Origin of the sequence: Paenibacillus urinalis, assembly GCF_028747985.1 — a bacterium.
Classification (GTDB): domain Bacteria; phylum Bacillota; class Bacilli; order Paenibacillales; family Paenibacillaceae; genus Paenibacillus; species Paenibacillus urinalis.
This window is the reverse complement of sequence record NZ_CP118108.1, coordinates 2,073,161-2,094,470: the sequence shown is the minus strand read 5'-3', so window position 1 is coordinate 2,094,470 and position 21,310 is coordinate 2,073,161. Positions and strand designations below refer to the sequence as shown.

Sequence of the window (21,310 nt, the reverse complement as noted above, 5' to 3'; positions counted from 1 at the left end):
GACCCCCAATCACTTCAGTACAGCTTAATCGACGGTGATGGAATCCTGATGCATTTCACCAGAAGAGTCTTTTTCTCTGCCAAATTCCTGCTCTGCCTGGCTCTCGCTCTTAATATCAATCTTCCAGCCCGTAAGCTTGGCAGCAAGACGCGCATTCTGACCTTTGATACCAATGGCTAGAGACAGCTGATAGTCCGGAACAATCACTCGAGCCATCTTCTCATTCTCGAACACCTGAACTTCCAGAACCTTAGATGGGCTCAGTGCGTTAGCAACATATTCCTCAACCGATTCCGAGAATTTCACGATATCAATCTTCTCTCCGCGCAGCTCGTTAACGATGGTCTGAACACGAGTTCCTCTCGGACCTACGCAGGAGCCCACCGGATCGACCTCTTCATTACGAGAATGAACGGCGATCTTCGAACGGAAGCCTGCTTCGCGTGCAACGGAACGGATCTCAACTACACCATCGAAGATTTCAGGCACTTCAAGTTCAAACAGACGCTTAAGAAGACCAGGGTGTGTGCGTGAGAGCACAATTTGCGGGCCTTTTGTCGTGTTCTCAACCTTAGTAATATAGGCCTTAATCCGATCCCCGTGAACAAATTTCTCGTTCGGCATCAGCTCAGTAAGAGGAAGAACCGCCTCTACCTTGCCGAGGTCGATATAAATGCTGCGCAAATCCTGGCGCTGCACGACACCTGTAACAATGTCCTCTTCTTTGTCAACAAAAGCATTATAGATAAGCCCGCGTTCCGCTTCACGAATACGTTGTGTTACCACCTGCTTAGCCGTTTGAGCTGCAATACGACCGAAATCTCTTGGAGTCACTTCGATCTCTGCTACATCCTCAAGCTGAAAATGCGGGTTAATCTCTCTAGCGGCAGGCAAAGAAATTTCAGTCCGCGGATCGAGCACCTCTTCTACAACCATCTTACGAGCATATACACGGATAACACCGGAATTCCGGTTCATGTCAACACGAACATTTTGCGCAGTATTAAAATTACGCTTGTAGCTCGAAATTAGCGCAGCTTCAATCGCTTCGAACAAAATGTCCTTGCTAATCCCCTTATCCCTTTCCAGTTCATTCATCGCTTCAATAAAATCCATACTCATGAATGTAAATCCCCCTTTCAAACATGTCATCCATAGCGTAAAACGGCGAAGTTCTCTTTATACAGAAACATAAAAGAGAACCTTGCCGTTGCACGCGGGACGAATCTGATCATATCGTGTGTAAACTTAACACTTATAAAACAATGGCCAAACGTGCACTCGCCACTTTTGAATAAGGAACGGCATGCTCTTTTTTACCGGAGGCAATAACCAATTCTTCGTTCTCAAAAGATAACAATTCGCCTTCAAATTCCTTCAGACCGCCTATCGGCTCATATGTAGTGACGTACACATTCTTTCCTACCGCCTTGGCCACGTCGGCAGACTTCTTCAGGGGGCGTTCAGCACCGGGAGAAGAGACTTCTAGAAAATATGCATCAGGGATCGGATCCTTCTTATCCAGCTCAGCGCTTAAAAATTCACTGATCAATCCGCAATCATCCAGATCGATACCACCCTCTTTATCCACGTAAACACGCAGGAAGTAGTTGCTTCCTTCTTTCACGTATTCTACATCTACGAGCTCAAATTCATGCTCATCCAGAAAAGGCTTAATCATTTCTTCCACGGTAGTTTTAATCTTTGTGCTCAAATAAGGTAACCTCCAAGTCAGGTTCGTTCCGGTAAACCGGCAAATTAAAGTGTATACCAAAGAGTAAAGAGTGGGTTTCCCCACTCTTTAAGCAACGGTTTTATCCTCATGATTACCATAAAAATTATAACATAGTCAGACATTAGTGACAAGTATAGTCACTTGACTCGCTGTCTCGCCTGCGAGCAGTCCATTCTACTCACTAAAAGAGTGACAACTGATTGCTCTCAGGCAAACCGCGGAAACACCCCATCTGTGTGAGCAGCTCCACCGCCGTCTTACTCGCCTTCGATTTCTGCTGGAAATCTTCAATAGACAGGAACTCTCCGTATTCACGTGCTGCTGCAATATTGCGTGCCGCATTGTCACCAATCCCTGCAAGCGCAGAGAAAGGAGGAATCAAGGAATCCCCATCAATCGTAAAGCGTGTCGCATCGGATCGATACAGATCAATCATTTTGAAGCTGAATCCCCGTGCTGTCATCTCCAGCGCCATCTCCAGCACGGACAGCATCGATTTCTCCTTGGTCGAAGCCTGGAACCCAAGCTGCTCGATCTCAACAATCTTCCGAGATATGGCTTCATAGCCCTGACATGCGAGCTCAATATCAAAATCCTCAGCACGTACTGAGAAATAGGTTGCGTAATATTCGATCGGATAATACAGCTTATAGTATGCTGTACGAACTGCCGATATAACGTAAGCTGAAGCATGGGCTTTCGGGAACATGTACTGAATTTTCAGACAGGAATCAATGTACCACTGCGGAACCTTACAGTTCTTCATTTCATCAATCCATTCCTGGCTGAGGCCTTTACCTTTACGTACACTCTCGGTAATTTTGAAGGCTAGTGCAGCATCCATGCCATGCTTATATATTAAGAACAGCATAATATCATCCCGGCAGCCAATTACGGTCTTAATGTTGCAGGTCCCGTTCTTGATCAGCTCCTGTGCATTCCCCAGCCATACGCCTGTTCCGTGGGACAACCCTGAAATTTGCAGAAGGTCAGCAAAGGTGCTCGGCTGGGATTCCTGCAGCATCTGTCTAACAAATTTGGTCCCCATCTCCGGCACGCCGTAGGTGGCGACTGGAGTACGAATCTGTTCCGGAGTCACACCAAGCGCATCCGTAGAGTTGAACATGCTCATGACCTTAGGATCGTTCATTGGGATAGTGGTTGGATCAACCCCCGTCAGATCCTGAAGCATCCGCATCATCGTCGGGTCATCATGACCCAGTATATCCAGCTTGAGCAAGTTATCCTCGAAGGCGTGATAGTCGAAGTGCGTTGTTTTCCATTCTGCACTCGTGTCATCTGCCGGATACTGCACAGGTGTCACATCTTCCACTTCGATATAGTCTGGGACAACGACAATTCCGCCTGGATGCTGTCCGGTGCTCCGCTTCACACCCGTACAGCCGGATGCAAGCCGGTTCAGCTCCGCGCCTCTCCAGGATTTATGATGGGCTTCCTCATATTTCTTCGCAAATCCGAACGCCGTCTTCTCGGCTACTGTACCGATGGTGCCTGCACGGTATACACTCTTCTCACCGAACATGACCTTTGTAAAATGGTGAGCCTTCGGCTGATATTCCCCGGAGAAGTTAAGGTCAATATCGGGAACCTTGTCTCCCTTAAAGCCCAGGAACGTTTCAAATGGAATATCCTGACCTTCGCCTTTATATGGGGTACCGCATTCAGGACAATCCTTCGACGGCAAATCAAATCCACTCTTCACACTACCGTCAAGGAACCATTCGCTATGCCTGCATTCCGGGTTAACACAAATATAATGCGGCGGCAGCGGATTAACCTCGGATATACCAAGGAAGGTGGCTACGACGGAAGAACCTACGGACCCCCGTGAGCCTACGAGATATCCATCCTCGTTCGATTTCTTAACCAGCTTCTCTGAAATGAGATAGTTGGCAGAGAATCCAAATTTGATAATAGGCTCCAGCTCTTTTTCCAGTCGTTTGACGACAACGTCTGGAACTTCCTCACCATAAATGGATTTGGCGGTTTCGTAGCATTTGCTGCGAATCTCTTCTTCAGCCCCCTCAATGATTGGAGTGAAGAGCTCTTTGGGGAAGAGCTGTATCTCTTCAAAGCGGTCCGCGAGCTCACTCGTATTTGTGACGACCACTTCATAAGCTTTGTCTTTACCAAGAAATTCGAATTCCTCCAGCATTTCGTCCGTTGTACGGAAGTGAGCATCGGGCTTGCGCATATCCTTGAGCGGACTAAACCCGGTTATGCCGTGAATCGTAATATCTCTATAAATTTTGTCTCTCGGATCAAGGTAGTGCACATTTCCTGTAGCGACGACCGGTTTACCCAGCTTTTCCCCAATCTCCACGACTTTACGAATCGCAATTTTGATCTCATCCGGTGTTGCTACTAGCCCCTTGTCTACAAGATGCATATACATCGTAACCGGCTGAATCTCTAAAATGTCATAGAACTGGGCTACTTCCTCCGCTTCTTCAACGGATTTATTCAGTACTGCTTCAAAAAACTCACCCTTCTCACAGCCGGACATGATCAGCAGTCCATCTCGATGGGCCACCAGCTTCGACTTCGGAATCGTCGCAACCCGCTTAAAATGCTCCGTATGGGACAGACTAACCAGCTTGTACAGATTCTTCTTGCCTGTACCATTGAGTGCATATATTCCACTGTGGAACGGCCTAGCATTCGACAAGTCCATTCCAACATAATCATTCAGCCGATCCAGCATGGTGATCCCCTTCAGCTGGGCAGCATCATTTAGCAGCCCTGTCAGAATGCCGGCAAGTGCAATTGTATCGTCAATCGCCCGGTGATGATTCTCAAGCGAAACCTTATATTTATCCGCGAGTGTATTCAAGCGGTGATTTTTCATCGTTGGGTGCAGCAATCTTGCGAGCTCCAGTGTATCCAGTACAGGATTCTCCAGCGGCTCCATTCCGATTGTTTTGAGATTGGCTTGAATAAAGCCGATGTCAAATCTCGCGTTGTGCGCCACTAATATACTATCTCCCACAAACTTGACGAAGTCATGCAATACGGGCTCAAGCTCTGGCGCATCCTTGACCATCTCATCATTAATGTTGGTAAGCTGCTGAATGTTATATGGAATTCGCTCATGAGGATTCACAAAGGTCGCAAATCGGTCGACTTCCTTGTCATCCTGCATTTTTACCGCTGCAATTTCTATGATCTTGTTCTGTGTTACCGATAAGCCTGTTGTCTCTATATCAAATACAATATATTCGGCTGTCTTCAGCTCCAAAGGCTGTGGCTTCATAACGACCTCGACTGCATCGTTAACGATATTGGCTTCGAGTCCGTATATCATTTTGACGCCGTGCTTCTTGGCTGCCTTAGCTGCCTCCGGATATACCTGAACGCCTCCGTGATCGGTCACAGCAATCGCTTTGTGTCCCCATTTGGCTGCTGTTTTGACATACGTATCGATTGAAGTCACCGCATCCATCGTACTCATCTTCGTATGAAGGTGAAATTCGACTCGCTTCTCTGCTGCATTATCCTTACGTGTCGGTGGTGCCTGCACCTCAACTAGATCTGACGGAATCATGGCGAGCTCAGGAACTTGCATAAACCGGTCGTATTCAACTCGACCGCGCACCTTCACCCATTTGCCATTCGCCAGCAGATTCATAATTTTGACATCTTCTTTGGACTTCGCAAACACTTTCATCTGCATCGAATCCGTAAAGTCGGTCAGATAGAACATGTAGAGTGTATTACCGTTGCGGAGTTCCTTTTTGTCCAGACCGAATACGGTTCCTTGAAGCGTAATCTTCTTCTCTTCATCCTGCACTTCCTGGATAGGGACAGCAGGCTCCTTGATCTCATAGCCCATTTGCAGCCTAACGTCGCCCTCTTCTTCCTCTATAGGGGCCATCTCGGCTTCAATCATGCTCATCATGTTCTCAATGACAACACGTTCTTCTTCCCGTTTCTTCTGTTCAAACTTCTCCAGCTCTTCCCGGTTACTCTCGCCGACCACCATCTTCACCTTAAGCGGGAGCTTGAAGTAACGATCATAATACGTGGTTATTGCCTGATCAATCTGCTTCTTCCGAGCCAGCTCCAGCGCCATGCCATCACTCATCGTCAGCGTAAGCAGACCCGACTCGACATCTTGAGTCGCCCGATTCATCCAGCCATTAACAGATGGAATCTGCTGGTGGACCCATTCCAGGAACAGATTCCAATACTCTGCCACAATATCTGCTTCGGATACAGCAGAATTGTAGTTGAAAGTAAATGAAATCTTGGCAATATGACTCATTTTATCTCGAATATGCAGACAGAATGCTTTAAAGACAGGAGCGGGAACCAGTGTATCCTTTGTAATGGTAATATGCCATTCACGATTCATGCGGCTGATTTCCACCTGGTCGATAAACCCGTCAATAAAATGAGGCTCCACGATGCCCGCCGGCAAATCAACCTGTTTCATCAACAGCTCAAACCGTTTTCTTTTCTCATCCGTTCCGTTCAATCTTTCTCCCCCCGTTTCAAACCATAGAACATGAAAAGCTCCTGCACGCAAAAATGGGAACCGATCCGCTAAAAGGCACCGTCTCATTTCGGACAGAAGCTTGTCATTCTCTTACACATGTATCCTCAAAATATACTCAAATAAATTAATATGCTCTAGCAAATACTACCGTATGTTCGGCCTTCTGTCCACATACCAGACAGGTATGTTTTTCCTCAGCAGGTTCAAACGGAATATTACGGCTCGTCGCCCCTGTCACTTCTTTGACCTTGTCTTCACAAGCGTCAGAACCACACCAGCCGGCAAGTGAGAAGCCGCGTTTTTCTTCCATCAGTTCCTTCATCTCGTCAATCGTGTTAACGGAGTAGAAGTTGTCCTTCATGAAGTTCTGGGCACGCTCGAACATTTCGTTCTGCACTTGCTCCAGCATAGCCTTGATCTCTTCTACCAAATCTGCCTGCTGGACAACCTTCTTCTCACCGGAGATTCTGGATACAAGCACACATACTCCATTCTCCATGTCACGAGGACCGATCTCCAGGCGTACAGGTACACCGCGCATTTCGTATTCATTAAATTTCCAGCCAGGACGTACATCACTGCGATCGTCCATTTTCACACGAATACCGGCCTTCTTCAATTCAGCATACAGCTCATCAGCCCGGCCAACGACTTGATCTCGAGTCTTCGGAGGTCCAATTGGAATCATAATCACTTGTGTAGGCGCAACCTTAGGTGGCAGTGCCAGTCCACGATCATCACCATGCACCATAATCATCGCTCCGATGAGACGCGTGCTTGTCCCCCATGAAGTCGTATGTGCATACTCCAGCGTATTTTCACGATTCAAATACTGTATTTCAAAAGCCTTGGCGAAATTTGTGCCCATGTAGTGAGAGGTTCCCGCTTGAACCGCACGTCCGTCCTTCATCATGGCCTCAATGGAGAAGGTGTCCACTGCACCGGCAAATTTCTCGGATTTGGTCTTTTGCCCCTTGATGACCGGAATTGCGAGTACGTTCTCCACAACCTCACGGTACACCTCTAGCATTTGCATCGTTTCCTGACGAGCTTCCTCTTCCGTTTCATGAGCAGTATGGCCTTCTTGCCATAAGAACTCGCTTGTGCGCAAGAAAGGCATCGTACGTTTCTCCCAGCGTACCACGTTGGCCCACTGATTGATCATCACTGGCAGATCACGATAGGATTGAATCCATTTGGAATACATATGTCCAAAGATCGTCTCCGAGGTAGGACGAATAGCAAGTCTCTCTTCGAGCTTCTCTCCACCCGCTTCTGTAACCCATGGCAGCTCAGGATTGAAGCCCTCAACGTGCTCCTTCTCCTTCTGGAAGAAGCTCTCCGGGATAAACATTGGGAAGTATGCATTACGATGGCCTGTTTCTTTGAAACGTCTATCCATCTCTTCCTGAATATGTTCCCAGATTTCATAGCCATCCGGTTTGAAAACGATACATCCCCGAACGGGAGAGTAATCCATCAGATCTGCTTTCTTAATGGTGTCTATATACCAGCGAGAGAAATCCTCTGACTGGGGTGTAATTTCCGTAACAAACTGTTTATCGTTCGACATAAGACTCGTTTCCGTCCTCCCATAGTTCACACATCATCCATTGATCCATACAGCTCATGGATGATATGCGAGTAACAATTATCCATTAATCAATCTTAAAATATCGTTATAGGTTACCGCGATCATGAGCAAGAACAGCATCGCGAACCCAATGAAGTGCACCATGCCTTCTCGATTCGGATCAATCGGTTTGCCGCGAAGCCCTTCAATCCCCAAGAAGATAAGTCGGCTTCCATCCAAGGCTGGAATCGGCAACAGATTAAATATCCCTAAATACAGGCTAAGGATTGCAGTCCATTGTGTCAACTGTAAAATGCCCTGCTTCGCAATTTGACCCGTCACTTCAAAGGTACGAACCGGTCCGCCCAGATCATCAATGTTGAACTGAGCAATCAGCATCCGGAAGCCTTCAAATATACTCTTTGTTGTTGTGACCATATTATTTCCTGCCACCGCAAAGGATTCGAAGAATCCGACATCCTCAGTAGGTATTTCAGAGGTGATTCCGACCTTTCCACCTTCCTGACCTTCCATTGCTCTCGGGGTAATGCTCAGATCGAATACTTCGTCTCCCCTCCGCACTGTCCAATCCATAGGTTTGTCCATCGATTCAGCAATCATCGTCACCATTTTGTTGTAATCTCCACCAATAGCCTCACCATTAATGGTTTCAATGATATCCCCTTTACGAAGGTCGGCTTCTGCAGCAGGCATCCCCTCAGTAACATTACCAATCTTCACATAAGTTGGATTCTCAACCGGAGTGCCGGCGATCATGGCATGGATCGCAAACAGGACAAAGGCCAGCAAGAAGTTCATAAACGGTCCGGCAAAAATGGCCAACGCTCTTTGACCGACCGTCTTGCTGTTAAACTGGCGATCCTTAGGAGCAATCTGTGTCTCCTGTCCTCTTGCAATGAGCATCGCCTGTGGATGGACAGGGAATTGCTGCTTCTCTCCATCAACATCCATCTCAATCATAAGTCTGCGCTCCAGATCGATGGAGAGGATCTCTCCGCGCACCACATTTTTACGGTTATCCAGCTGATCCAGATAGATCGATTTCACCAGCCCGTCCGCTGACTTAATCGCAATCGTCTGACCAGGCTGAATCTCAATGAGCTCCGGATCTTCCCCTGCCATCCGTGCATATCCTCCAAACGGAAGCAAACGCAGGGTGAACACCGTCTCCTGATGCTTATAAGAAAACAGCTTTGGACCAAAACCGATGGCAAATTCTCTGACAAGAATTCCCGCACGCTTGGCAAAATAGTAATGGCCCCATTCATGCACCGTCACAATGACGAAAAACATGAGTACTGTTAGTACTACAATCTGCAAGGTTTCCAAGTTACTTCCATCCTCCTTTTACTTAAGAAGAGCTAGTCATGTCCTACTTACATTATCATTATTCAGATAGAGGATACAAGAGAATCAAATCTTTTATGCAGCATCTCCTTATAGAATCAAGTAAGCAGGATGAAACCTTATTTACATTTGTCCCGCCAGCTTCCTGACATATCGATCCACTCTGTCAATTTCAGAAAGGTCAGGATTCAGCACATTGCTGTGAGTTTCAATGACTCGCTCAATAATCTCCTCAATTTTGAGGAAGGAAATTTCACCTGTTAGGAACCGCGCGACAGCGACTTCATTAGCCGCATTAAATGCCGTTGTTGCTGTACCACCCATTTTGCCGCATTCAAAAGCTAGCCGGAGACAAGGGAACCGTTCCATATCCATCTCTTTAAAATGCAGGGATCCAATCTCTGCGAGCGACAAGGATGTTGCAGGTGAAGGCAGCCTGTTCGGATAAGTTAATGCATATTGAATCGGCACCCGCATATCAGGATTCCCCATCTGCGCAATCATGCTCGTATCCTGAAACTCGATAAAGGAATGAATAATACTCTCTGGATGCAGCAAGACATTGATCTGCTCATAAGGCAGACCGAACAGCCATCTGGCCTCAATGACTTCAAGTCCTTTGTTCACCATTGTAGCCGAATCAATCGTAATCTTGGATCCCATCGACCAGTTTGGATGCTTGAGTGCATCCTCTACCGTCACATGCTGCAGCTGATCCCGGGTTAAATGTCTGAAAGATCCGCCGGAGGCCGTCAGTGTTATATTCTTCACTTCACGAATCTCTTCGCCGTTCAGACATTGGAATATGGCTGAATGTTCACTGTCCACGGGTATAATCTGCACATCGTTGTCCTTGGCTAGTGATGTAACCAGATGACCTGCAGTTACAAGAGTTTCCTTGTTCGCAAGTCCAATTTGCTTCCGTTCCTTAATCGCCGCAAGAGTAGATTTGAGGCCTACACTACCCATGACCGCTGTAATTACGATCTCGGCGTCCGTACCGGCAGCCACTTCTATTAATCCTTCTTCACCGAAGTATACTTCGGTGCCCGCAGGAACATTAGATTTGACCCTATCCACATCTTCCTTACGGCTTACAGAGACTTTCTTAGGGTGATACATGTTCGCCTGCTCGATCAGCAGCTCCACATTTGATCCGGCAGACAAGCCTTCTACTTGAAATTTATCCGGATGCATTGAAATGACATCCAATGTCTGAGTTCCAATAGAGCCTGTGGAACCAAGAACTGATATTTTCTTCATATGGTACACCTCATGTCATTACTTTGATCGCACAATTGTGTCTATACATTCACCTGCTAGTAAGGTATCAGTGCGAGCATATGTACAAACGGAAACACAAATATCCAGCTGTCACAGCGATCAAGTATACCGCCATGTCCAGGCAGCAGACTGCCCGAATCCTTAATTCCATACACACGTTTGTATGCAGACTGTACCAAATCACCCATTTGTCCAATGATTGCAGAGGACAGTCCGATCAGCACTGCATTTCCAACACCGACAATTCCATCGGATAACAGCGCAAAGCCTATTGAAATGATAACTGCAATGACAATGCCGCCGACAGCCCCTTCGATCGTTTTGTTCGGACTGATCACAGGCCAGAGCTTATGCTTACCGATCGTTTTACCGACAAAATAGGCCCCGGCATCACTGCCCCATATACTGACTAGAATCATAAAGGTCCAGAACAAACCATCCTGTAACTGACGAGTTGTTGCAATATAATAAAAACCGATCCCAACATATACGACACCAATAAACATCAGTGCCGCTGTTTGAACGGTCAGTTTGTTCTTGGTTGTTACTGTAGCAGTGAGGAACAGCAGCATTAAGAGCCATATGATCTGAATATGCGACAATGATATATCTAAGCTTGCGAGTACTGATGGAAATACGAGTATCAGAACACTTATATAGCCTATAAATGCAGTTCCCCCAAATGGTGAGACCCCGATCATACGAATAAATTCATATAAACCGATCAGAGACATCAAGAGGATTAGAAGGTTATACCAAGTTCCTCCCAATATGGCAAATCCCAGAAAAAAAACTCCGGCAACAATTCCCGTTATGACTCGCTGTTTCAACTTGGTCCATCCTCCATTACTTCAAACCGCCATATCTTCTCGTTCTTTGCTGATATTCAGCTACAGCCTCGTACAAATGCTGCTTCTCGAATTCAGGCCAATAAATATCAGTAAACCACATCTCACTATAAGCAAGCTGCCACAACATGAAGTTACTTAAACGAAGCTCACCGCTCGTACGTATAAGCAGATCAGGATCAGGCAAGCTGCTTGTTAACAAATGTTCCCCGATGAGCTCAGACGTAATCTCACTTGCTTGAAGTTCCCCGGCTTCAATTTTAAGACCAAGTAATCTTACTGCCTCCGTGATCTCCTTACGGCTGCCATAATTCAGAGCAAAATTCAATACCATCCCGGTATTGTGTTTTGTCTTTTCAATCGCCTCTTTGACCGCCTTAATGGTATGTTCCGGAAGCTGCTCTTCATGCCCCATCATTTTAACGCGCACATTTTTTTCAATGAGCTCATCCAATTCCTGTGACAAGAAATCAACAGGCAGTCTCATCAAAAAATCAACTTCGTCTCTTGGCCTGGTCCAATTTTCGGTGGAAAAGGCATACATGGTCAAATATTCCACACCTAAATCATTTGCAGCTATCGTAGCACGTTTAACAGCCTTCATGCCACTCTGATGACCCATAATACGGGGCAAGCCCTGCCGTTTAGCCCATCTTCCGTTACCATCCATAATAATCGCAACATGCTTCGGGATGTTATCCTTGGACAGCTGTGGCAGCTCTTTCTTGTCATCACCGTTCAACCATGACCGAAAGCGTTTCATCATTCGACTTCCTCCAAAATTCCCATGAAGTTTCTTTTCACTCTTGTGAAAAGAGCAAACCCCACCGAAGGCGGAGGGGCCGTATGCTATGCTTAATTAAACTTCCATAATTTCTTTTTCTTTTGCAGCAAGAACTTTATCTACTTCGGCAACAAACTTGTCTGTTGCTTTTTGAATATCTTCTTGATGTCTGCGGGACTCATCTTCCGAAATTTCGGATTTTTCGAGCTTCTTAATATCATCGTTCGCATCGCGGCGAATATTACGGATTGCAACCTTGGCTTCTTCGCCGAATTTCTTCGTGAATTTCACCAATTCTGTTCTGCGCTCTTCCGTAAGCGGAGGAATCGACAAACGAATCATTGCTCCGTCATTCGCAGGAGTCAGTCCCAGATCAGACTTCATAATCGCACGCTCGATATCAGCGAGAGAGGATTTGTCCCAAGGCTGAATCATCAGCGTACGGGAATCCGGTGTGTTAATATTTGCAAGCTGGTTCAGAGGCGTAGGTGCACCATAATATTCAACTTGAATACGATCAAGCAGAGCAGGTGTTGCACGACCTGCACGAAGTGTTGAAAGATCACGTTTCAGTGCTAGAATCGCTTTGTCCATACGCTCTTCAGCATTCTTTTTAATTGATTGTGGCATTAGTCTACACTCCCTTTAACGATGGTTCCAATTTTTTCGCCAAGCAGAACACGTTTGATATTACCTTGTTCCGTAATCGCGAATACAATGAGTGGAATGTTGTTATCCATACACAGTGAGGAAGCAGTGGAGTCCATAACTCCCAGGTTCTTGTTCAATACATCGAGATATGTTAATTGCTCATATTTCACAGCTGTGCTGTCTTTAAATGGATCAGCAGAATAAACTCCATCCACTTTATTTTTGGCCATCAGGATTACTTCAGCTTCAATCTCTGCTGCACGAAGTGCTGCTGTCGTATCTGTGGAGAAAAATGGGTTACCTGTTCCTGCCGCAAAAATGACGACGCGTCCTTTTTCGAGATGACGAATCGCTCTGCGGCGAATATAAGGCTCTGCAATTTGCTGCATTGCAATTGAAGTTTGCACACGAGTCGGCACTTCAATCTGTTCAAGCGCATCCTGCAGCGCCAAGGAGTTCATCACTGTCGCGAGCATACCCATGTAATCTGCAGTAGCTCGGTCGATGCCGTTCTCACTGCCCGCGATGCCGCGCCAGATGTTACCTCCACCGCATACAATGGCAACTTCTACACCCAATTCCACAACTTCTTTGACCTGCTTAGCAATAGATGAGATCGTTTCTGCATCGATGCCGTATCCATTTTGTCCTGCCAGCGATTCACCGCTGACCTTAAGTACTACCCTTTTAAATACAGGCTGTTTCAAATGTTCACCCTCCACTTCAAAATGACGCTTCCCCACGTCAAATAAGCACTTGTAAACCTCATATTAGTTAAAAAGAAAGGAACACGGATTGTGTTCCACTCTTAGTTAAAGAAAACTTTCTGAGCCGAATCTCGGACTATCCAGTTCTTCTTCCAATATAAAGGTGTCTTGTAAAATCTCATGAAGCTAATCTAATTATATCTTCAGAAGACATGGGCAAGTCCGATTTCTGTTCATACATGTTTCAATAATTAGTTTTTCACTTGTGCCATAACTTCTTCTACGAAGTTATCTTGTTTTTTCTCAAGACCTTCACCCAGTTCGTAACGAACAAAGCGACGGATGGAAATATTCTCACCAATTGTGCTGATTTTTTCGTTCAGCAATTGTTGGATAGTTACATCAGGGTTCTTAACGAAAGATTGCTCAAGCAAGCAGTATTCTTCGTAGTATTTACCGATGCGGCCTTCAACCATTTTTTCAACGATTTTTTCTGGTTTTCCTTCATTAAGAGCTTGAGCTTTCAAAATTTCTTTTTCTTTCTCAATCTCTTCTTGAGGAACTTCCTCGCGAGTTACATAAAGCGGGTTCGAAGCAGCAATGTGCATAGCAATGTCGCGTGCAAACTCTTTGAATTGGTCAGTCATTGCTACGAAGTCAGTTTCGCAGTTAACTTCAACCAATACGCCGATCCGTCCGCCAGCGTGGATGTAAGATTGAACCACACCTTCAGTTGCTACACGGCCAGCTTTGTTTGCTGCTGCAGCCAGACCTTTTTCACGAAGAATTTCAGTTGCTTTTGTTACATCATTGTTCGCTTCTTCCAGTGCTTTTTTGCAATCCAGCATACCAGCGCCAGTTTTTTCGCGAAGCTCTTTAACCAATTTCGCATCTACTGCCATTTGATTTCCCTCCAGAGGATAATTTTGCGTATGACCCTAAAAAAAGGGCAGTGAAAGGTTATCCACCTACCAACCACCCTTTTCATTTAATTCATATACATGAGACCCTTACAAAGCCATGCTTAAGCGGATGTTTCTTCGCCTTGATGAGCTTCGATAACAGCATCAGCCATTTTACCAGTAAGCAATTTAACCGCGCGAATCGCGTCATCGTTACCAGGAATGACATAATCGATTTCGTCCGGATCGCAGTTTGTATCAACGATACCTACGATTGGGATACCCAATTTGCGAGCTTCCGCAACTGCGATACGCTCTTTACGTGGGTCGATTACGAACAGGGCGCTTGGAAGACCCTTCATGTTCTTGATACCGCCGAGGAATTTCTCGAGACGGTCTTTCTCTTTACGGAGAATGATAACTTCTTTTTTAGGCAGCACTTGGAAAGTGCCGTCCTCTTCCCAAGCTTCCAACTGCTTCAAACGATCGATACGTTTTTGAATAGTTTGGAAGTTAGTCAGAGTACCGCCGAGCCAACGTTGGTTAATAAAGAACTGACCAGCGCGCTCTGCTTCTTCTTTTACGGAATCTTGAGCTTGTTTCTTAGTACCTACGAACAGAATTGTTCCATTCTCTCCTGCGATACTCTTAACAAAGTTGTAAGCTTCCTCAACCTTTTTCACTGTCTTTTGCAAGTCAATGATGTAAATACCGTTTCTTTCAGTGAAGATATAACGATCCATCTTTGGATTCCAACGGCGAGTTTGGTGACCGAAGTGAACCCCAGCTTCGAGAAGCTGTTTCATGGAGATAACTGCCATCTCCACACACCTCCTAATTATTGGTTTTTGTGTCCTCCGCCGGCATCATTTCCCGTCAAGACTTACCATAAGGCAAGCACCCTCGACAGAATTAGCACAGCGTGTGTTTTAACACCGTCAATTAATATATCACAACTGCATCCCCGATGCAACAAAGTTGGCATCAATCTCTATTAATTTCACAATACCTTCAAAAAACTTGTCTCTGATCAGGGTCCTGATATAAGCTTTGATATTACAGAATCTATGGATTCTCCCTCTGTGAACTCGTAGGTGCCTATCTGAATCTTCTTGTTGATCTTTTGTTTTTTGGCCTCTTCAATGAAAGCATTACGATTCTCTAATACACGAAGAGACGACAAATGATCTGCAACATCATTGAGGGTAGCCCCGTTGATTACTCGATAAGAAATTGTACCTGATGCTGGCTTGTCTGCCGGCTTCGGAGCCTGGGAATTCTCCGGTGCTGCCGGCTGCTCCGGCTGTTCAGGGGTACTCGCCTCAGGATCTTCACTGCTGGCCGTATTGCCAGAGTTAGTGCTGGAAGATGTGCTGTTGCCCTGCGCCTGCTCCTCTGCCTTTGCCTCGGTCCATTCCTCTTCTGTCATGACCTCGGCAGATGCATCGTATACCTTCAGCTCCAATTCTTCCGCTGCCTCTTGAAGCTCTTCTCTCGTCAGTGCACTGAGATCCTGCGTCTCATGTCCTCCAGCTTGTCCTTGCCCAATCAAGGCCAGCTGCAGTATCAAAGCACCTGCTGCAATTCCGGTTCCAAGCCCGAGAAGAAAGGAACGATTTTTGATCATCGTCTCTCCTCCTTATTCCCAAGCTGTAATATAACCTGGACCTCTCCTTTGGGCATGTTCAGCTTGCTCGAAATATAATCTACTGACTTTCCTTCCCCATCGAGCTTGAACAGCTCTGGAAACCGTGACTGAATCGAATTCATTTCGGAAGGAACTTCCTTGCTTTCTAAGATCGGATTGGCTTCTACTGCAGCAGCAAGCTCTCTCTCCTGGGTAGATATTGGTACGGACACTGTTCCCTTGTAAGCTGATTGTTCCGCTACTTGAGAGTGTAATGAGCTGAGCTGCTGGCGCAAGTCTCGAATTTCCTGTTCTCTGCGCTTGTCTGTCTCTGACCATTCCTGCTGATACTGCTTGAGCTTGTGAATAACCTTCTCATTCTCAAGCTCAATTTCCGCCAGGTAACGATCCAGTGTAGACTCTACGTCCTTTACTACCTTCTGTCCTGAGTCTGTCCTTGATTTGGGCATAAACCAAGCGAATACAATGACACATAGGCCAAGTACGACGATAGTACTCCATGGTTGCATGAGCCTGTTCTCCTTTATTTACGTGCACTTGCATTTAGAATTCATTAAGTATTTATTGCAATACAAAACTTCGACTTTATTCTATGTGATTACAAGCTCACATCAAAGTTTTTCCCCTTAAACGGGTGCTCAGCGGGGACAGCAGATATTTCGTCTGCAAGCTCATTACTCTGATTCAACGGTTCTCCCTGTGTATGTGAAGTATTACGCTGATCCCTAATGCTTGCCTGCTCCGATTCGTTTGTCTTTGGACTCTGCTTCGACTTCTTCTTGATCTGCTTCAATTGATTGTCCGCGAGCAGCGACTGCTCTGATGATCTTCTGTGGTCGTATTCGCTTTGATAACGTCCCGCCTCACTCGTGCGCGGTATAGCAATTTGAAGTTCAACCGCTTTTAGACTCATCTGATAAAGTCACTCCTTTGGGTGGTGTAATATAATTTACATTCCTTTTAAGGGTACCATGGAAATATCGCCATTATGATAAAAAAACGATATTCTTGTCGCTGAATCTTTAACAAATCTAGTGTATCTGCCGATAACTATTTTAGAGCCGCCGTAGATGGTCTTCATGACATCGACACTTGCATTGGATGTATCCTCGAGCATTTTCTCAATATCAAGGATCCGTTCCTTAATCTCAGCAAGTTCTCGCATACTTGACTGATGGGTGACCTGAAGCTTCATTCTCATGCTTAGCTTATCAGGGGCTAGCTGCCCGGATGCAGCCATTTGATCAAGCAAATGTAATGCCTTTGCCGTCTTGTCGATGCTTTCAGTTTGAGCTTTAAGCTCTGTCCTTAGCTGTGCAAGCTCATTGCGCAGCTCTGGAACGACACCCACTTCAATCGTTGTCACGGTTGACATGGTATTCCCGATGGTCCGTGCTGCCACTTTTTCACCAGCCTGAATGACACCGCCGACGATAAGGCCCTTGGTACCTTCACATATGCATTGCTTGCCTGCCCTGATATTAGAATGCATGATGCTCTGAGTGACGTAAACACTCCCTCCAGCCTGAACGCTGGCATCCTGAATGAAGGAGCTCTTTACATCGACGCCTGCTTGGATGAGTCCTTTATTATAGCCGATGATTCCGCCTGTAACTTGAATAGATCCCCCTGCATAGAGTTCAGCACCCTCGACGCCGCCAACCACACGGATATCTCCTGCGGCTTTGACTTTAAAGCCTGTCAGCACGTTTCCTCTTATAACGACCGTACCTACAAAATCAATATTACCCGTATTGTAATCAATGTCCCCGTTCACTTCGTATACAGGGAATACATTGATTCGATCCTTGTCCGTAGGAGTGACAAGTCCATCTAGTGCAGCATACATGGCATCGCCTTCGGCATTAACGACCACATTCTTGCCTGGCTTAAATCTGGCTTCCTTGCCAGGACGGTAGGGTATCGCTTCACCTTTGACACTCTTTCCAGGTATGCCTGGCTCGGGCGGCTTCCGCCTAGCAATAACCTGCCCTTTTTTTACATTGCTGAGCTGGGTAATTTCTTTGTAATCGACTCTCCCGCCCTCTGTTTCGAGCGGCTTGCGCTCTCCGGTTTCGACTAGATTCGTTATTAATTCAATGAATCCATCGGTCCCCGGGACCGGATCATCACCAGAAGCCACGGTTGGCTTTAATCCATAATATGCTGATGGACGTTTAGCGATATCCTGTAGAATCTCCTCGTGAACTCCATAGACGATTCCTTGCTGAGCAAGATAGGCCTTTAATTCCCCAGCTGTAATTTCAAATTCTTCTTGTCTAATCATATCAAGTACTGCGCTGCTGTGATCAGCTGAAAACAGCACCTTCATGTACTGCGCTGGGTCTAATTTCTGCGTCATCTGCAACCTTCCTTCTTTCTCCATAGACAGCTTATTTTAAAATTACTCTTATTCTAATCCCTGTTCATTAAGAGTTCACGCTGTTTCTCAAGAGTACCTCTCAGCCTCAGAATTGCCTTGGAGTGAAGCTGGGAAATACGCGATGGTGACAATGACATCACTTCTGCAATTTCACTCAATGATAAATCCTCATAATATAGTAAGGAAACCACAATTCTTTCTTTTTCCGTCAGCTTATCAATGCCCTGCATCAAAGCCTGCTTCAAATGAATATCTCTTACCGTCTGCTCAGGGGCATAAGCCTTCTCATCGATCAATAGTGACATCCGTGTCTCCGCATCCTCCTCGCGCAGTGGATCCTCAAGTGAATACAGCGACATTACCGCGACTTCCTGCAGCATGTTCCTGAAATCTCCAGCAGAAACGTCGAGATATTGGCCCATCTCTTCATCAGTGACACTTCTTGAATACCTCTGTTCCAAATGCTGATAAGCCTCTTCAATCTTCTTCGCCTTCTCTCTGACAGATCTCGGCACCCAGTCACCCTGGCGCAAGCCATCGAGAATCGCACCTCTCACTCTCCATGAAGCATAAGTCTCAAATTGAAGTCCGCGCTTATAATCAAATTTGTCCAGAGCATCCATCAGTCCCAGAGCACCATTGCTCTCCAAATCATCCTTTGATACATTCTTGGGCAATCCGACGGCGAGTCGACTTGAGACATACTGAACGATATGAAGATGTTTTTCAATCAGCTGGTTCCTTGCATCCAGGTCCCCTTGTTCCTTCCATCTTTCCCACAGGTCCATATCTGCCAAATGGGACGAATTTCGGTCTGTCATATCGCGTCACCCCCTTTAATTGTCTGACAAGTGTCGAACGGCTTTTGCCAATTCTTCAGCATCCTTTGTCCGAACAAGCTTCGGAGGATTAAGTGGTTCAAATCCAGCTTCAGCTGCTGATTTTTTCGGTTCACTCTTACTCTCTTCCTGCGGTGAATAATTTAATAGATTCCTTAGCTCCTCATCATCATCTGGAGCGGTTATATCCAGCTGTGTTCCCTTATGCTCTGTACCTTCCTCCTGCTGACTTTGATCTTCAGCGCTTTGCGACGGTGCCAGGACGTATCCCAGCACCCATCTGCAAATAAAAGCAATGACAAACCAGATCACAAAGGCTGTGCCCGCACGGTACAAACTAGTAGATAATAAGTTACTGCTGTAGGAAACAAAAAATGTATAGACCAAACCGATAAGTCCAAACACAAAATTTATGCGAATCGTACCAAACAACGTAGTCATAACTCTTTCACACCCATCTGTACGCTTCGAATTGTCAGCACCCCTGTATCCCGATCCAGATCAATGGTTCTGCCATGATGTCCACCACAATCCTCTGCGATCAGCGGAATATCTGCTAGATTCAAAGCTTCTTTGCACGCTTCCGTATTTCGAGGGCCAATACGTAACGTATCCCCAGATCCGGCAAATTGAAACATCTGAGATCCACCTGCCATTTTGGCAACAATATGCGACTGAGATGCTCCCTGCGCCTTCATTCTATCTAACAGTAGTACGATTGCGGTATCCGCATACTTTGCCCGATTTAAATCCACACTTTCTCTAGCAATCGAAGAAGATGGAAGCATCACATGCGCCATACCGCAAATCCTGCTCACAGGATCGTACAATGTGACACCGACACAGGATCCAAGCCCGGTCGTTCTAATGACTCCCGGCTCAGCCAGAATATTTAAATCAGCCATTCCTACCTTGATCAGCTTCTTCTGCTCAATCATCAGCCATGTACTCCAAGCGCCTCAAATATTGCGCCAAAAGAATCAGGATCAGGTATTAGGAAAAATTGTCCCTGCACCCGATTTGATCCCTCCAGAAAATTAGTATCAATGAGCAGAGCTTCATTTCCCATATGACTCATATGAAGCAGCCCGTAGCTGAGGATGGCTCCAGCCATATCAACAGCAAAGCCCGGCACGGTAGGCATCATGGCTAATCGAGTAAAATCTGCCAGCGAAGACAGATAGGACCCGGCAAGTATATTCCCGATCTCAGACAGGATGGATCGTTCCATATCGGAGAATTCAAGCACCTCATTAGTCACCGATCCACTGAAGTGATGCAGCAGCTGTTTGGCGGCCTCCGGCGTCATCATAAAAAACAAATTCCCCGGCGCATCCCCTTCTACTCTAAAGTAGACGGCAGTAACAATACTCTCGTCACCACCAACGCTCTCTGCAATCAATTCAAAGGGTACGCGCTGAACCGTGGGGACCCCCATATCAATCGGCCTGTTCAGCAGTGTCGATAGCGCAGTAGCCGCATGACCGGCTCCTATATTGCCTATTTCTTTCAGAACATCCATTTCTATATCATGAAATTGATCAAAAGAGCGTGTCATTATCCTTCCATACCTTCGAGCATAACAATTTCGCTCTTATTCAACACTTCCACCAGATTAAGCATAATAAGCAAGCGATCTTCACCCAGCTTGGCAACGCCTCTCAAGTACTTGGCTTTTACGCCGCCAATAACCTCTGGCGGATTCTCGATATCTCCTGAATGGATGTCCAGCACATCGTTGGCCGAATCGACAATGAATCCAACCTGCATCTCTTGTACAGTTACCATAATGATTCGGGTATGATCGGTGTATTCCGTCTCTGGAAGAGAAAAGCGTCCTCGCAAATCGATGATGGGAATAACTACACCGCGAAGATTGACGACGCCTTTTACAAAGGAATACGTTTTGGGAACTCTCGTAATCGGCATCATTCTCTCAATCGTTTGAACCTGATCGACCTCAATGCCATACTCTTCTTCACCCAGTTTAAATACAATTACTTTAATATCTTCTGCCATGTCCTAATACCTCCTTAAGTAATGAACAACCTCAGATGCGGGAACCCAGC

21 protein-coding genes are annotated in these 21,310 nt (G+C 46.0%); all 21 read right to left on the bottom strand.

From position 1 onward, the window contains the following. Positions 1-24: 24 nt before the first annotated feature. Complete coding sequence (gene nusA / locus PUW25_RS09760) at positions 25-1,122, bottom strand: transcription termination factor NusA (RefSeq protein ID WP_047909682.1); 1,098 nt, start codon at positions 1,120-1,122, stop codon at positions 25-27. A 133-nt stretch (positions 1,123-1,255) separates the two neighbouring features. Further along, positions 1,256-1,714, bottom strand: a complete 459-nt coding sequence (rimP, locus tag PUW25_RS09755) for a ribosome maturation factor RimP (protein ID WP_047909683.1) — start codon at positions 1,712-1,714, stop codon at positions 1,256-1,258. 202 nt (positions 1,715-1,916) lie between these two features. Continuing rightward, positions 1,917-6,233, bottom strand: a complete 4,317-nt coding sequence (locus PUW25_RS09750) for a PolC-type DNA polymerase III (protein WP_152557582.1) — start codon at positions 6,231-6,233, stop codon at positions 1,917-1,919. 145 nt (positions 6,234-6,378) lie between these two features. Further along, entirely contained in the window at positions 6,379-7,827 is a 1,449-nt protein-coding gene (gene proS, locus PUW25_RS09745; protein WP_047909684.1) for a proline--tRNA ligase, read from the bottom strand. A gap of 78 nt (positions 7,828-7,905) precedes the next feature. Continuing rightward, on the bottom strand, positions 7,906-9,177 hold the full coding sequence (gene rseP / locus PUW25_RS09740; protein WP_047909685.1) for an RIP metalloprotease RseP: 1,272 nt from the start codon (positions 9,175-9,177) through the stop codon (positions 7,906-7,908). Positions 9,178-9,318: 141 nt separating this feature from the next. Beyond that, entirely contained in the window at positions 9,319-10,458 is a 1,140-nt protein-coding gene (locus tag PUW25_RS09735) for a 1-deoxy-D-xylulose-5-phosphate reductoisomerase (RefSeq protein WP_047909686.1), read from the bottom strand. Positions 10,459-10,514: 56 nt separating this feature from the next. Beyond that, positions 10,515-11,309: a phosphatidate cytidylyltransferase gene (locus PUW25_RS09730; RefSeq protein ID WP_047909687.1), complete on the bottom strand. Its 795-nt coding sequence runs from the start codon at positions 11,307-11,309 to the stop codon at positions 10,515-10,517. A gap of 16 nt (positions 11,310-11,325) precedes the next feature. Beyond that, the gene (locus tag PUW25_RS09725; RefSeq protein ID WP_047909688.1) at positions 11,326-12,093 is read right to left on the bottom strand and encodes an undecaprenyl pyrophosphate synthase; all 768 of its coding nucleotides are present in this window, start codon (positions 12,091-12,093) and stop codon (positions 11,326-11,328) included. Positions 12,094-12,186: 93 nt separating this feature from the next. Beyond that, positions 12,187-12,741, bottom strand: coding sequence for a ribosome recycling factor (gene frr / locus PUW25_RS09720; protein WP_047909689.1), 555 nt, complete (start codon positions 12,739-12,741; stop codon positions 12,187-12,189). Then, positions 12,741-13,469 (bottom strand): UMP kinase, encoded by a 729-nt coding sequence (gene pyrH, locus PUW25_RS09715; RefSeq protein ID WP_047909690.1) that lies wholly within the window; start codon positions 13,467-13,469, stop codon positions 12,741-12,743. Before pyrH ends, frr begins: the two co-directional genes overlap by 1 nt. A 251-nt stretch (positions 13,470-13,720) precedes the next feature. Beyond that, on the bottom strand, positions 13,721-14,371 hold the full coding sequence (gene tsf / locus PUW25_RS09710) for a translation elongation factor Ts (protein WP_047909691.1): 651 nt from the start codon (positions 14,369-14,371) through the stop codon (positions 13,721-13,723). Between the two features lie 122 nt (positions 14,372-14,493). Then, positions 14,494-15,192, bottom strand: coding sequence for a 30S ribosomal protein S2 (rpsB, locus tag PUW25_RS09705; protein ID WP_047909692.1), 699 nt, complete (start codon positions 15,190-15,192; stop codon positions 14,494-14,496). A gap of 209 nt (positions 15,193-15,401) precedes the next feature. Further along, the gene (locus PUW25_RS09700) at positions 15,402-15,998 is read right to left on the bottom strand and encodes a hypothetical protein (RefSeq protein WP_047909693.1); all 597 of its coding nucleotides are present in this window, start codon (positions 15,996-15,998) and stop codon (positions 15,402-15,404) included. Continuing rightward, positions 15,995-16,528 carry a hypothetical protein gene (locus PUW25_RS09695; RefSeq protein ID WP_274336956.1) on the bottom strand — a complete coding sequence of 178 codons (534 nt, stop codon included), beginning with the start codon at positions 16,526-16,528 and terminating at the stop codon, positions 15,995-15,997. The genes PUW25_RS09700 and PUW25_RS09695 overlap by 4 nt, the downstream gene beginning before the upstream one ends. Before the next feature lie 89 nt (positions 16,529-16,617). Further along, the gene (locus tag PUW25_RS09690; RefSeq protein ID WP_047909695.1) at positions 16,618-16,932 is read right to left on the bottom strand and encodes a hypothetical protein; all 315 of its coding nucleotides are present in this window, start codon (positions 16,930-16,932) and stop codon (positions 16,618-16,620) included. Positions 16,933-16,968: 36 nt separating this feature from the next. Next, positions 16,969-18,381 (bottom strand): flagellar assembly protein A, encoded by a 1,413-nt coding sequence (locus PUW25_RS09685; RefSeq protein WP_152557584.1) that lies wholly within the window; start codon positions 18,379-18,381, stop codon positions 16,969-16,971. Positions 18,382-18,434: 53 nt separating this feature from the next. Further along, positions 18,435-19,223: a FliA/WhiG family RNA polymerase sigma factor gene (locus tag PUW25_RS09680; protein WP_047909696.1), complete on the bottom strand. Its 789-nt coding sequence runs from the start codon at positions 19,221-19,223 to the stop codon at positions 18,435-18,437. A 15-nt stretch (positions 19,224-19,238) separates the two neighbouring features. Continuing rightward, on the bottom strand, positions 19,239-19,682 hold the full coding sequence (locus PUW25_RS09675; RefSeq protein WP_047909697.1) for a hypothetical protein: 444 nt from the start codon (positions 19,680-19,682) through the stop codon (positions 19,239-19,241). Beyond that, entirely contained in the window at positions 19,679-20,179 is a 501-nt protein-coding gene (locus PUW25_RS09670; RefSeq protein WP_274336955.1) for a chemotaxis protein CheD, read from the bottom strand. The genes PUW25_RS09675 and PUW25_RS09670 overlap by 4 nt, the downstream gene beginning before the upstream one ends. After that, entirely contained in the window at positions 20,179-20,799 is a 621-nt protein-coding gene (locus PUW25_RS09665; protein ID WP_047909699.1) for a chemotaxis protein CheC, read from the bottom strand. Before PUW25_RS09665 ends, PUW25_RS09670 begins: the two co-directional genes overlap by 1 nt. Beyond that, a complete protein-coding gene (locus PUW25_RS09660) occupies positions 20,799-21,260 on the bottom strand; it encodes a chemotaxis protein CheW (RefSeq protein ID WP_047909700.1) in 462 nt (153 codons plus the stop codon). Before PUW25_RS09660 ends, PUW25_RS09665 begins: the two co-directional genes overlap by 1 nt. Positions 21,261-21,310: the final 50 nt, after the last annotated feature.